Origin of the sequence: Pseudomonas marginalis, assembly GCF_001645105.1 — a bacterium.
Classification (GTDB): domain Bacteria; phylum Pseudomonadota; class Gammaproteobacteria; order Pseudomonadales; family Pseudomonadaceae; genus Aquipseudomonas; species Aquipseudomonas petroselini.
Window position 1 is genome coordinate 36,803 of record NZ_LKEG01000027.1, and the last position, 13,328, is coordinate 50,130.

10 protein-coding genes are annotated in these 13,328 nt (G+C 58.8%); 1 reads left to right on the forward strand and 9 read right to left on the reverse strand.

Going from position 1 to position 13,328, the window contains the following annotated elements:
- Positions 1-130: 130 nt before the first annotated feature.
- From lpdA to sdhC, 7 genes are all read right to left on the reverse strand, one after another.
- Entirely contained in the window at positions 131-1,567 is a 1,437-nt protein-coding gene (gene lpdA / locus AO064_RS07405; protein WP_012723091.1) for a dihydrolipoyl dehydrogenase, read from the reverse strand.
- Positions 1,568-1,666: 99 nt separating this feature from the next.
- Positions 1,667-2,890 (reverse strand): 2-oxoglutarate dehydrogenase complex dihydrolipoyllysine-residue succinyltransferase, encoded by a 1,224-nt coding sequence (gene odhB / locus AO064_RS07410; protein WP_064052885.1) that lies wholly within the window; start codon positions 2,888-2,890, stop codon positions 1,667-1,669.
- Positions 2,891-2,934: 44 nt separating this feature from the next.
- A complete protein-coding gene (locus AO064_RS07415; RefSeq protein ID WP_064052886.1) occupies positions 2,935-5,766 on the reverse strand; it encodes a 2-oxoglutarate dehydrogenase E1 component in 2,832 nt (943 codons plus the stop codon).
- Positions 5,767-6,027: 261 nt separating this feature from the next.
- The gene (locus tag AO064_RS07420; protein ID WP_003172807.1) at positions 6,028-6,732 is read right to left on the reverse strand and encodes a succinate dehydrogenase iron-sulfur subunit; all 705 of its coding nucleotides are present in this window, start codon (positions 6,730-6,732) and stop codon (positions 6,028-6,030) included.
- A gap of 11 nt (positions 6,733-6,743) precedes the next feature.
- Complete coding sequence (gene sdhA, locus AO064_RS07425; RefSeq protein WP_012723088.1) at positions 6,744-8,516, reverse strand: succinate dehydrogenase flavoprotein subunit; 1,773 nt, start codon at positions 8,514-8,516, stop codon at positions 6,744-6,746.
- A gap of 3 nt (positions 8,517-8,519) precedes the next feature.
- Positions 8,520-8,888 (reverse strand): succinate dehydrogenase, hydrophobic membrane anchor protein, encoded by a 369-nt coding sequence (sdhD, locus tag AO064_RS07430; protein ID WP_003172805.1) that lies wholly within the window; start codon positions 8,886-8,888, stop codon positions 8,520-8,522.
- Positions 8,882-9,256: a succinate dehydrogenase, cytochrome b556 subunit gene (gene sdhC / locus AO064_RS07435; protein ID WP_003190005.1), complete on the reverse strand. Its 375-nt coding sequence runs from the start codon at positions 9,254-9,256 to the stop codon at positions 8,882-8,884. Before sdhC ends, sdhD begins: the two co-directional genes overlap by 7 nt.
- Before the next feature lie 365 nt (positions 9,257-9,621).
- Here sdhC and gltA point away from each other — a divergent pair, with 365 nt between their 5' ends.
- Complete coding sequence (gltA, locus tag AO064_RS07440) at positions 9,622-10,911, forward strand: citrate synthase (RefSeq protein ID WP_012723087.1); 1,290 nt, start codon at positions 9,622-9,624, stop codon at positions 10,909-10,911.
- Positions 10,912-11,178: 267 nt separating this feature from the next.
- Here gltA and AO064_RS07445 read toward each other — a convergent pair whose 3' ends face one another.
- Together AO064_RS07445 and AO064_RS07450 are read right to left on the reverse strand one after the other, a co-directional pair.
- Positions 11,179-12,837 carry a cation acetate symporter gene (locus tag AO064_RS07445; protein WP_012723086.1) on the reverse strand — a complete coding sequence of 553 codons (1,659 nt, stop codon included), beginning with the start codon at positions 12,835-12,837 and terminating at the stop codon, positions 11,179-11,181.
- Positions 12,834-13,145 carry a DUF485 domain-containing protein gene (locus tag AO064_RS07450; RefSeq protein WP_064052887.1) on the reverse strand — a complete coding sequence of 104 codons (312 nt, stop codon included), beginning with the start codon at positions 13,143-13,145 and terminating at the stop codon, positions 12,834-12,836. Before AO064_RS07450 ends, AO064_RS07445 begins: the two co-directional genes overlap by 4 nt.
- Positions 13,146-13,328: the final 183 nt, after the last annotated feature.

Here is a 13,328-nt window from a genome sequence, read left to right on the forward strand (position 1 = left end):
CTGCTTGCGCAGCTTGCGGGGCTCAAGGCCCGTAAAGCTGCGCAAGACTGCGTCCAGCGGATATTCCGCGGTGAGTCTTGCGCGCAAGGCTCACGACGGGCAACTCCGCCGTGGTTTCTTATTATCTCGCTTAACGCTTCTTCTTGTTGGCGATGTGGATGGCGCCGCCATTCACTGCCAATGCTGCTTCGTGCAACGCTTCGGACAGGGTCGGATGGGAGAAGACCATCATGCCCAAGTCTTCGGCACTGGTGCCGAATTCCATACCGATTGCGCCTTGCTGAACCAGTTCTGCAGCGCTTGGGCCAATCACGTGGACGCCCAATACGCGGTCAGTCTTGGCATCAGCGATGACTTTGACAAAACCACCGGTGTCGTTGGCTGCCATGGCACGGCCAGAAGCGGCAAACGGGAAGGTGCCGACGTTAACTTCAACGCCTTCAGCTTTCAACTGCTGTTCGTTCTTGCCGACCCATGCAATTTCCGGGTGGGTGTAGATAACCGACGGGATCAGGTCGTAGTTCATCTGGGTTTTGTGGCCCTTGATGCGCTCGACCACCATGATGCCTTCTTCGGACGCCTTGTGCGCCAGCATCATGCCGCGAACCACGTCGCCGATGGCGTAGACGCCAGGCACGGTGGTAGCGCAGTGATCGTCAACGTGGATGAAGCCACGCTCGTCGATGTTCACGCCGCTGTCCGAAGCCAGCAGGTCGGTGGTCACTGGACGGCGACCCACGGCGACGATCAGCTTGTCGAAAGTGATGGTCTTTTCGCCATCCTTGTCGGTGTAGTTGACGACAACTTCTTCACCGTTGACTTTCGAACCGGTCACGCGAGCGCCCAGTTTGATGTCCAGACCTTGTTTGGTCAGGGTCTTCAGCGCTTCTTTGGACACGGCGGTGTCGGCAGCCAGCAGGAACGTGTCCAGGGCTTCCAGCACGGTGACTTCGGAACCCAGGCGGGACCAGACCGAACCCAGTTCCAGGCCGATCACGCCAGCGCCGATCACGCCCAGACGCTTAGGTACCGCTTGGAATTCCAGAGCGCCGGTCGAATCGACGATCACGTTCTGGTCGACCGGAGCCGGTGGAATGTCGATTGGACGCGAGCCTGGTGCCAGGATCACGTTTTCGGCTTCGATGATTTCGGTCGAACCGTCTGGCTTGGTGATTTCAACTTTCTTGCCGGCCAGCAGCTTGCCGTGGCCTTGCAGGGAAGTGACGCCGTTGGCCTTGAACAAGGTGGCAACGCCGGAAGTCAGGCCTTTAACGATGTTGGCTTTACGGCCGACCATTGCTGGCACGTCCATGGTCACGCCAGCATGGTTGATACCGTGGATCGCGAAACCGTCTTGGGCTTCGTGGAATTTCCAGGAGCTGTCCAGCAGCGCCTTGGAAGGAATGCAACCAACGTTCAGGCAAGTACCGCCCAGTGCCAGTTTGCCTTCCTTGTCGGTGTATTTTTCGATGCAAGCAGTCGAGAGGCCCAGTTGTGCGGCCTTGATGGCGGCAACATAGCCGCCAGGACCTGCACCAATCACTACAACGTCAAATTTCTGCGACATGAAAATAGTTCCTCTATTCAGCGACAAGCTTCAAGCGACAAGCCGCAAGCCAAGCTGCTTTTTCCTACAGCTTGTAGCTCGCAACTTGCCGCTGCGTCTTTAGATGTCCAGCAGCAGACGAGCCGGGTCTTCCAGCAGGTTCTTGATGGTCACCAGGAAAGTCACGGCTTCTTTACCATCGATCAGGCGGTGATCGTAAGACAGTGCCAGGTACATCATTGGGCGGATCACGACTTGGCCGTTGATGGCCATCGGACGCTGGATGATGTTGTGCATGCCCAGGATCGCGGCTTGTGGCGGGTTGACGATCGGGGTCGACATCATCGAACCGAAGGTACCACCGTTAGTGATCGTGAAGGTACCGCCGGTCATCTCGTCGATGGTCAGCTTGCCGTCACGGGCTTTCTTGCCGAAGCCGGCGATGCCGCCTTCGATTTCAGCCAGGCTCATCAGTTCGGCGTTACGCAGGACCGGAACCACCAGGCCACGGTCGCTGGAGACGGCAACGCCGACGTCTGCGTAGCCATGGTAAACGATGTCGCCGCCGTCGATGGAAGCGTTGACCGCCGGGAAGCGTTTCAGCGCTTCGGTGGCCGCTTTCACGAAGAACGACATGAAGCCCAGGCGTACGCCGTTGTGGGACTTCTCGAACAGGTCCTTGTACTTCGAACGCAGGGCCATGACTTCAGTCATGTCGACTTCGTTGAACGTGGTCAGCATCGCCATGTTCGACTGTGCTTCAACCAGGCGCTTGGCCACGGTGGCACGTACGCGGGTCATCGGAACGCGCTTCTCGGTGCGGTCGCCGGCAGCGAACACAGGTGCAGCGGCAGCCGGGGCAGCAGCCTTGGCAGGTGCGGCAGCGGGAGCGTTTTTCTTGGCTTCAACAGCGGCAACCACGTCTTCCTTGGTCACGCGGCCGTCTTTGCCGGTGCCTTTGATGGACGCCAGGTTGATGCCGTTCTCGTCAGCCAACTGACGGGCAGCCGGTGCAGCGATTGGGTCTTCAGCGCCAGCAGCCGGAGCGGCAGCAGGAGCCGAAGCAGCAGCCGGTGCAGCGGCGGCGGCAGGAGCGGCGGCAGCCCCGCCCTCTTCGATCGAACCCAGTACCTGGTTCGACAGAACGGTAGCGCCTTCTTCGGCAACGATTGCGCCCAGCACGCCGTCAGCCTCAGCCAGCACTTCCAGCACGACCTTGTCAGTCTCGATGTCAACGATCAGGTCGTCACGCTTGACGGCCTCACCTGGTTTCTTGTGCCAGGTGGCAACGGTGCCATCGGCAACCGATTCCGGGAATGACGGGGCTTTGATTTCGATAGCCATTATCTGTGGGTCCTTAAAATTCGGTTTCAGTCAGCGCGAAGGCGTTAAACAGTGAAAGCATCTTGCAGCAGTTTTTCCTGCTGCTCGGCGTGCATCGACGCATAACCACACGCAGGTGCAGCGGAAGCATCACGGCCGGCATATTCCAGGCCCAGGGCCTTGTTGTGGTTGCCGATGCTGCGACGCAGGTGATGCTGGCTGCTGTACCACGCGCCCTGGTTCATCGGCTCTTCCTGGCACCACACCACGTGAGTGAGGTTGGTGTAAGGCGCGATGGCCTCCATCAGGTCGTCTTCCGGGAACGGGTAAAGCTGCTCGATACGCACGATGGCGATGTCTTCGCGGCCTTCGGCACGGCGTTTTTCCAGCAAGTCGTAGTAGACCTTGCCGCTGCACAGGACCAGGCGAGTCACCTTGGCCGCGCCCAGCGTGTCGATTTCTGGAATAACGGTCTGGAACGAACCATCAGCCAGATCTTCCAGGGTCGAGATGGCCAATTTATGACGCAGCAGCGACTTCGGTGTCAGCACAACCAGCGGCTTGCGCAGCGGGCGGATCACCTGGCGACGCAGCAAGTGGTAGATCTGGGCCGGGGTAGTCGGCACGCACACCTGGATGTTGTGCTCGGCGCACAGCTGCAGGTAACGCTCCAGACGGGCCGAGGAGTGCTCAGGCCCCTGACCTTCATAACCGTGTGGCAGCAGCATGGTCAGACCGCACAGGCGACCCCACTTGTGCTCGCCGCTGGTGATGAACTGGTCGATAACCACCTGTGCACCGTTGGCGAAGTCGCCGAACTGGGCTTCCCAGATCACCAGCGCCTGAGGCGTGGTGGTCGAGTAACCGTATTCGAACGCCAGAACGGCTTCTTCGGACAGGAACGAATCGTACAGGTCGAAACGTGGCTGGCCTTCGTACAGGTTCTGCAACGGGATGTAGGTGCCCGCGTCTTTCTGGTTGTGCAGCACCGCATGACGGTGCGAGAACGTACCACGGCCGATGTCCTGGCCGGTCATGCGGATCGGGTGACCTTCGAACGCCAGGGTCGCGTACGCCATGGTTTCGGCGTAACCCCAGTTGATCGGCAGGCCGCCGGCTTGCATCTTCTGACGGTCTTCGTAGATCTTCGAGACCTGACGCTGCACCACGAAACCGTCCGGAATTTCCAGCAGTTTGGCGGACAATTCCTGCAGGGTCTTCAGATCGAACGACGTATCGTGACGCGCAGTCCAGGCGTGGCCCAGGTACGGACGCCAGTCCACGAACAACTCTTTGTTCGGCTCTTTAACCAGGCTTTTTACAACATGCAGGCCATTGTCCAGCGCGTTGCGGTATTCATCGATTTTCTCCTGAACACGCGCGTCATCCAGTACACCGGCCTTGGTCAGGCTTTCGGCGTACAGCTCACGGGTGGTGCGCTGCTTGCTGATCTGCTGGTACATCAACGGTTGGGTGCCGCTTGGCTCGTCCGCTTCGTTGTGACCGCGACGGCGGTAGCAAACCAGGTCGATCACCACGTCACGCTTGAACTGCATGCGATAGTCGATGGCGAGCTGGGTCACGAACAGCACGGCTTCCGGATCATCGCCATTCACATGGAGGATCGGCGCCTGGATCATCTTGGCAACGTCGGTGGCGTACTCGGTAGAGCGCGCATCCAGCGGGTTGCTGATGGTGAAGCCAACCTGGTTGTTGATGACGATGTGAACCGTACCGCCGGTCTTGAAGCCGCGGGTCTGCGACATCTGGAAGGTTTCCAGGACCACGCCTTGACCGGCAAATGCCGCGTCGCCGTGGATGGAAATCGGCAGGACCTTCTCACCGGTGGTGTCGTTACGACGATCCTGGCGAGCCCGCACCGAACCCTCGACCACTGGAGAAACGATTTCCAGGTGGGACGGGTTGAAAGCCATGGCCAGGTGAACTTCACCGCCGGTGGTCATCACGTTGGACGAGAAGCCCTGGTGGTATTTAACGTCACCGGAACCCAGCTCGACCTTCTTCTTGCCTTCGAACTCGTCGAACAGCTCACGCGGGTTCTTGCCGAAGGTGTTGACCAACACGTTCAGGCGACCACGGTGGGCCATGCCGATCACGACTTCCTTGGTACCGTAGGAACCGGAACGCTGGATCAGCTCGTCGAGCATCGGGATCAGGCTTTCGCCGCCTTCCAGGCCGAAACGCTTGGTGCCCGGGTATTTGGTGCCCAGGTATTTTTCCAGGCCTTCGGCAGCGGTAACGCGCTCGAGCAGGTGGCTGCGTACGTCGGCGGACAGCACCGGACGGCCACGCACACCTTCCAGGCGATGCTGGAACCAGTGACGTTGCTCGGAATCGGTGATGTGCGTGAACTCAGCGCCAATGGTGCGGCAATATGTCTGCTGCAACGCTTCGTGAATTTCGCGTAGGCTCGCTTCCTCTTTGCCGATGAACAGGTCGCCGGCACGGAAGGTCGTATCAAGATCGGCATTGGTCAAGCCGTAATGATTGATCGACAGGTCAGCAGGTGCAGGACGCTGCCAGAGCCCCAGCGGGTCAAGCTGGGCCGCCTGGTGGCCACGCATCCGATAGGCCTGGATCAGTCGCAGTACTTCAACTTGCTTCTTCTCGTGCTCACTGCTCACGCTGCCGGCGGAAACCGGTTGAGCGCGGCGCTGGTTCTTTGCCAGCAGCACGAATTGATCGCGAATCGTTGCATGCGATACATCGGTGGCAGCGTTGCCGTCTGAAGACAACGTCTGAAATTTGGTGCGCCATTCTTCTGGCACAGCGTTAGGGTCGTGCAGGTAGAGCTCATAAAGCTCTTCCACATAGGCAGCGTTACCACCTGAAAGATAGCCGCTGTTCCACATGCGCTGCATCACGCTTTCTTGCATGCTTGGTCACCCTCGATTTGGGGACACCACCGGCGAAAACACCGAGTTTGCTTGCAAAAGGCCAAGTGCAGCGACCAAAACAAGCCACTTAGGATCACGCTGATAGTTCGGGTACCAACCCGAATGCCCCTGCTTGTCTCATTTCTTCAAAATAAGAGCCGCGGCTTTGTAAGTCGCTGCTCAAGTTAAAACTACGGCGCCGGTTGAAGCCTGCGCCGTAGCATTTACGGGCACAACGGTCCTGCCTTGTTACAACGTCAGTTACACGCCGCTCTGCAGCAGCATGTTACGAATGTGACCAATGGCCTTAGTCGGGTTCAGGCCTTTGGGACATACGTTGACGCAGTTCATGATCCCGCGGCAGCGGAATACGCTGAACGGGTCATCCAGCGAAGCCAGACGCTCGGACGTCTTGGTGTCACGGCTGTCTGCCAGGAAGCGGTACGCTTGCAGCAGGGCAGCTGGACCCAGGAACTTGTCCGGGTTCCACCAGAAGGACGGGCACGAAGTCGAGCAGCAAGCGCACAGGATGCACTCGTACAGACCGTCGAGCTTCTCGCGCTCTTCCGGGGACTGCAGACGCTCGATGGCCGGGGCCGGCGTGTCGTTCTGCAGGAACGGCTTAACTTTCTCGTATTGCTTGTAGAAGATGCTCATATCGACGACCAGGTCACGGATAACCGGCAAACCTGGCAGAGGACGAACGATCAGCTTGTTGCCTTTAACCACGGCGGACAGCGGCGTGATGCACGCCAGGCCGTTTTTGCCGTTGATGTTCATGCCGTCGGAACCGCACACACCTTCACGGCAAGAGCGACGATAGGAGAAACCTTCGTCCTGCTCTTTGATCAGTGCCAATACATCCAGCACCATCAGGTCTTTACCACCGGTATCGACCTGGAACTCCTGCATGAACGGCGCAGCGTCCTGATCAGGGTTGTAGCGATAAACACTGACTTTCAACATGGCAGCCACCCTTAGTAAGTCCGAATCTTCGGTTCAAACGTCGGAACCGTCTTCGGCGAGAAGTTCACGGCACGCTTGGTCACGCGCTTGTCACCCGGGAAGTACAGGGTGTGGCACAACCAGTTTTCGTCGTCGCGGTCTTCAAAGTCTTCACGAGCGTGGGCACCACGGGATTCTTTACGAACCTCGGCGGCGATCGCGGTCGCTTCGGCCACTTCCAGCAGGTTTTGCAGCTCAAGGGCCTCGATACGAGCCGTGTTGAACGCCTGGCTCTTATCGTTGATCTTGACGTTGGCGATGCGCGTGCGCAGGTCAGCCAGCTGGGCGATGCCCTTCTGCATGTATTCGCCGGTACGGAACACACCGAAGTAGTTCTGCATGCAGCTTTGCAGCTCGCGACGCAGGGTTGCCACGTCTTCGCCGTCGGTGCGCTCGTTCAGAGCGTTCAGGCGCGCCAGGGCAGCTTCGATGTTGGCGTCGGTTGCGTCATCGTATTCGATGCCGTCGGTCAGCGCTTTTTCCAGGTGCAGGCCGGCCGCGCGGCCGAAGACCACCAGGTCGAGCAGCGAGTTGCCGCCCAGGCGGTTGGCACCGTGTACCGATACGCAAGCCACTTCGCCTACCGCGAACAGACCATGAATGATCTCGTCCACGCCGTCGGCGTTCTGGGTGATCGCCTGGCCATGGATGTTGGTCGGCACGCCGCCCATCATATAGTGGCAAGTTGGAACAACCGGAACCGGAGCAACCACCGGGTCAACGTGTGCGAAGGTCTTGGACAGTTCGCAGATACCCGGCAGACGGCTGTGCAGCACTTCTTCGCCTAGGTGATCGAGCTTCAGCAGTACGTGGTCGCCATTCGGGCCACAGCCGTTGCCGGCGATGATTTCCTTAACCATCGAACGGGCCACAACGTCACGACCGGCAAGGTCCTTGGCGTTCGGAGCATAACGCTCCATGAAACGCTCGCCGTGCTTGTTGATCAGGTAACCACCTTCACCACGGCAACCTTCGGTCACCAGTACACCGGCGCCGGCGATGCCGGTCGGGTGGAACTGCCACATTTCGATGTCTTGTACCGGCACGCCTGCACGCAGTGCCATGCCGACGCCGTCACCGGTGTTGATCAGGGCATTGGTGGTCGACGCGTAGATACGGCCTGCACCGCCCGTCGCCAGCACGGTAGCCTTGGCGCGGATGTAGGTGGTTTCACCGGTTTCGATGCAGATGGCGATCACACCGACGAACTCGCCTTGTGCGTTCTTCACCAGGTCAACAGCGTAGTACTCGTTCAGGAACGTGGTACCGGCTTTCAGGTTGCCCTGATAAAGGGTGTGCAACAGCGCGTGACCGGTACGGTCGGACGCGGCGCAGGTACGGGCAGCCTGCCCGCCTTTGCCGTAATCCTTCGACTGGCCGCCGAATGGACGCTGGTAGATACGACCTTGTTCGGTACGGGAGAACGGCAGACCCATGTGGTCCAGCTCGAACACCGCGGCCGGGCCTTCCTGACACATGTATTCGATAGCGTCCTGGTCACCGATGTAGTCGGAACCCTTGACGGTATCGTACATGTGCCAGCGCCAGTCATCGTTCGGGTCGGCGGAGGCGATGGCGCAGGTGATGCCACCCTGGGCCGATACGGTGTGGGAACGGGTCGGGAACACCTTGGTGATCACGGCAGTCTTGTGACCGCCCTGGGCCAGCTGCAGCGCAGCGCGCATGCCAGCACCGCCGCCACCAATAATGATGGCGTCGAATGAAATAGTTGGAATGTTAGCCATGAATCAGATACCCCAAAGAATCTGCACACCCCAGACGAAGTAAGCGAACATCGCGACGCCGCAGACTGCCTGGAAGAGAAAACGTACTGCAGTCGCGGACTTGCCCAGCGCCATCGGCGTCAGGTAGTCGGTCGCGATGGTCCACATGCCAACCCAGGCGTGTGCGCCCAGGGCAACAAGGGCCAGCAGACTGAAGATTCGCATCGCATTGTGGGAAAACAGGCCGTGCCATTGCTCATAGCCGATGCCCGGGTTTGCGACGAGGTATCCGATCAGGAAAATGAAATAAGCCGCGAGAACGACCGCAGACACACGCTGTGCCATCCAGTCATAGAGGCCCGAACGCGAAAGGTTCGTAACGCTGGTTACCATATCCAAACTCCTGCCAGAACGATCAGCACCACGGAAATGGCGATGATGATTTTCGAGCCCAGGCGGCCGCCTTCCAGCGTCTCACCGATGCCCATGTCCATGATCAAATGGCGCACACCGGCTACCAGGTGATACAGAAGAGAAGACAGGAGGCCCCATGCTACGAACTTGGCCAGCGGGCTGGTCAAGCATGCCTTCACCTCGGCGTATCCTTCCTCGGAACCCAGGGATTTGCTCAATGCATAAAGCATGATGCCCAAGCCCAGGAACAGGATGATGCCGGAAACACGGTGCAGGAACGACGTAACGCCGGTGATGGGGAGTTTGATGGTCCTTAGGTCTAGGTTTACAGGTCGTTGGCTATTCACGGCTTTTTTTCACACTGAAGAGCCCCTAACAATCAGGGCAAAGTTGTTGGGGAGTGCGACTGGTCAGGTAAGCACCACCCAGGGAGTGCGACCCCCAATGAAAGCAAGCCCAAAAGCCCTTGGCGGTCGGTGGCCGAGTATAGACAGTTAGGTTACTAATGACAACGCGCACTCCTCACCCTAATAGCTGATTGCGCTGGCGGGATAAAAGGCGTAAATGGCGCTCAATTTCGAGGAAAAAGTACGGTTAAAGCCTTCTGGGGCAAGACTTTAGGCAAATTGACATCTGAATTTATCTCACTATAGTGGTGCGGGCCCTGCGTGGGGGGTCTGTCTGATGATTTGAAGCATAAATAGGAGGCCACATGGCTGACAAAAAAGCGCAGTTGATCATCGAGGGCGCAGCCCCCGTCGAGCTGCCCATTTTAACCGGCACCGTTGGTCCCGATGTTATCGACGTACGGGGCCTGACGGCCACGGGCCGTTTCACTTTCGACCCAGGATTCATGTCGACCGCCTCTTGCGAGTCGAAGATCACCTATATCGATGGCGACAATGGCATTCTGCTTCACCGCGGCTACCCGATCGAGCAACTCGCCGAACAGTCGGACTACCTGGAAACCTGCTACCTGCTGCTAAATGGCGAATTGCCAACAGCCGAGCAGAAGGCCCAGTTCGTCAGCACCGTCAAGAACCACACCATGGTTCACGAGCAATTGAAGACCTTCTTCAACGGCTTCCGTCGCGACGCCCACCCGATGGCCGTCATGTGCGGCGTGGTTGGCGCCCTGTCGGCCTTCTATCACGACTCCCTCGACATCAATAACCCGCAGCATCGCGAAATTTCCGCGATCCGCCTGGTTGCCAAGATGCCGACCCTGGCCGCAATGGTTTACAAGTACTCCATGGGTCAACCCATGATGTACCCGCGCAACGACCTGACATACGCGGAAAACTTCCTGCACATGATGTTCAACACCCCGTGCGAGATCAAACCGATCAGCCCGGTGCTGGCCAAGGCAATGGACCGGATCTTCATCCTCCACGCCGACCACGAGCAGAACGCCTCCACGTCCACCGTGCGCCTGGCCGGCTCTTCGGGTGCCAACCCGTTCGCCTGTATCGCCGCCGGTATCGCCGCACTCTGGGGCCCTGCCCACGGCGGTGCGAACGAAGCCGTATTGACCATGCTCGATGAAATCGGCGATGTGTCGAACATCGACAAATTCATCGCCAAGGCCAAGGACAAGAACGATCCGTTCAAGTTGATGGGCTTCGGTCACCGGGTCTACAAAAACCGCGACCCACGCGCCACCGTGATGAAGCAGACCTGCGACGAAGTGTTGAAGGAACTGGGGATCAAGAACGATCCGCAACTCGAACTGGCCATGCGCCTGGAAGAGATCGCCCTGACCGACCCGTACTTCATCGAACGCTCGCTGTACCCGAACGTCGACTTCTACTCGGGGATCATCCTCAAGGCGATCGGCATTCCAACCAGCATGTTCACCGTGATCTTCGCCCTGGCGCGGACCGTGGGCTGGATCTCCCACTGGAAAGAAATGCTCTCCAGCCCGTACAAGATTGGCCGCCCGCGCCAGCTGTACACCGGCTACGAGTCGCGTGACATCACCAAGCTGGAAGATCGCAAGTAAGCACTTGAGTTGTACTGAATAAGGCCTCCTCTGGAGGCCTTATTCATTTGTGCAACTTGTAGTGAGCGGGCTTGCCCCGCGCTGGGTGGCGAAGCCGCCCCAAACCCAGGCACCTCGGTTCTAATTGGAGAACTGAGTGCCTGAGATGGGGCGGCTTCGCCACCCAGCGCGGGGCAAGCCCGCTCACTACAGACCCACCCTCACCGATATTCAGGTAAAAAAATGCCCCGGCCTTGCGACCGGGGCATTCTTTATCCAACTGCAACCTTAGTGATTAACCGCCCCGCTCGCCCCCAGGCCAGTCTGCGAACGCACAAACTGCGGGAAGTACAGCGCACGCTCTTTCTCTGCCGCCGCCGACTTGTCGGTGATAGAGAAGAACCAGATGCCGACGAACGCAATGATCATCGAGAACAGCGCCGGGTACTCGTACGGGAAGATGGCTTTTTCGTGATGCAGGATCGAGACCCAGATGGTCGGGCCCAGCACCATCAGGCCAACCGCACTGACCAGGCCCAACCAGCCGCCGATCATCGCGCCACGGGTGGTGAGGTTCTTCCAGTACATGGAAAGCAGCAACACCGGGAAGTTACAGCTGGCAGCAATGGAGAACGCCAGGCCGACCATGAACGCAATGTTCTGGCTTTCGAACAGGATACCCAGGCCGATAGCCAGCACCGCCAGGGCGATGGTGGTGATCTTCGACACGCGAATCTCATCTTTATCGTTGGCCTTGCCTTTCTTGATCACGCTGGCATACAGGTCGTGGGACACCGCCGAGGCACCCGCCAGGGTCAAACCGGCAACCACTGCCAGGATGGTGGCGAAGGCCACGGCCGAGATGAAGCCCAGGAAGATACTGCCGCCCACCGCGTTGGCCAGGTGCACCGCCGCCATGTTGTTACCGCCCAGCAAGGCGCCTGCCGCATCCTTGAACGCCGGGTTGGTGCTGACCAGCAAGATCGCGCCGAAGCCGATGATAAAGGTCAGGATGTAGAAGTAGCCGATGAAGCCGGTTGCATACAACACGCTCTTACGCGCTTCCTTAGCGTCGCTCACGGTAAAGAAGCGCATCAGGATGTGCGGCAGGCCGGCGGTACCGAACATCAGTGCCAGGCCCAGGGAGAATGCCGAGATCGGGTCTTTCACCAGACCGCCAGGGCTCATGATCGCCTCACCTTTAGGGTGAACCTTGATCGCCTCGGCAAACAGCATGTTGAAGTCAAAGTTGACGTGCTTCATCACCATCAGCGCCATGAACGAGGCACCGGACAGCAACAGCACAGCCTTGATGATCTGCACCCACGTGGTCGCCAGCATGCCGCCGAACAGCACATACAGGCACATCAGGATGCCCACCAGGATCACCGCCACGTGGTAGTCCAGGCCGAACAACAGTTGGATCAACTTGCCCGCGCCCACCATCTGCGCGATCAGGTAGAACGCCACCACCACCAGCGAGCCACAGGCCGACAGGCTGCGGATCTGGGTTTGCCCGAGGCGATAGGACGCCACGTCGGCAAAGGTGTACTTGCCCAGGTTACGCAGGCGCTCTGCGATCAGGAACAGAATGATCGGCCAGCCCACCAGGAAGCCGATCGAGTAGATCAGGCCGTCGTAGCCGGAGGTAAACACCAGCGCGGAAATACCCAGGAAAGACGCCGCCGACATGTAGTCGCCGGCAATCGCCAGGCCGTTCTGGAAGCCGGTGATCTTGCCGCCGGCCGCATAGTAGTCGGCCGCCGACTTGTTACGTTTGGAAGCCCAGTAGGTGATGCACAGAGTGGCACCGACAAACGCGACGAACATCAAGATGGCGGAGACGTTCAGCGGTTGTTTGTGTACTTCACCGGTCAATGCGTCCGCCGCCCAAAGGGCTGGAGCAAAAAGCGAAGCGCCGAGTACTGCCAGTAGACGCCGGATCATTGCGCAGCCTCCTTGAGAATCGCATTGTTCAGGTCGTCAAATTCGCCGTTGGCCCGACGCACATAGATGCCGGTCAGGACAAACGCAGACACAATCAGCCCGACGCCCAGGGGAATGCCCCAGGTAATCGATGAACCGGGGCTGATCTTGGCCCCCAGCACGTGTGGCCCGTAGGCGATCAACAAGATGAATCCGGAGTAGAGCCCTAGCATGATCGCCGAGAGAATCCAGGCGAACCGTTCCCTTTTTCTCACCAGCTCCTTGAAACGCGGGCTGTTTTGAATCGAGAGGTAAATGCTGTCGTTCATTGTTTTTATCCTCGCAGCACAGCTTTTTTATTATTGGAACGTATCCACTGTATGCGGCTGCGGAACAGGTTCCAGACGACCTTAGTATTAGAGGGAGTGTAGCGAGGGATTGGGAGGGCGAAGAAAGATTTGCGGGTCACGAAAATAATGTGGGAGGAGGCTTGCCCCCGATGGCAGTGGGTC

Bases quoted from the DNA above. Each gene is read 5' to 3' on its own strand.
- lpdA (WP_012723091.1), bottom strand. From the start codon at position 1,567: ATGTCGCAGAAATTTGACGTTGTAGTGATTGGTGCAGGTCCTGGCGGC.
- odhB (WP_064052885.1), bottom strand. From the start codon at position 2,890: ATGGCTATCGAAATCAAAGCCCCGTCATTCCCGGAATCGGTTGCCGAT.
- AO064_RS07415 (WP_064052886.1), bottom strand. From the start codon at position 5,766: ATGCAAGAAAGCGTGATGCAGCGCATGTGGAACAGCGGCTATCTTTCA.
- AO064_RS07420 (WP_003172807.1), bottom strand. From the start codon at position 6,732: ATGTTGAAAGTCAGTGTTTATCGCTACAACCCTGATCAGGACGCTGCG.
- sdhA (WP_012723088.1), bottom strand. From the start codon at position 8,516: ATGGCTAACATTCCAACTATTTCATTCGACGCCATCATTATTGGTGGC.
- sdhD (WP_003172805.1), bottom strand. From the start codon at position 8,888: ATGGTAACCAGCGTTACGAACCTTTCGCGTTCGGGCCTCTATGACTGG.
- gltA (WP_012723087.1), top strand. From the start codon at position 9,622: ATGGCTGACAAAAAAGCGCAGTTGATCATCGAGGGCGCAGCCCCCGTC.
- AO064_RS07445 (WP_012723086.1), bottom strand. From the start codon at position 12,837: ATGATCCGGCGTCTACTGGCAGTACTCGGCGCTTCGCTTTTTGCTCCA.
- AO064_RS07450 (WP_064052887.1), bottom strand. From the start codon at position 13,145: ATGAACGACAGCATTTACCTCTCGATTCAAAACAGCCCGCGTTTCAAG.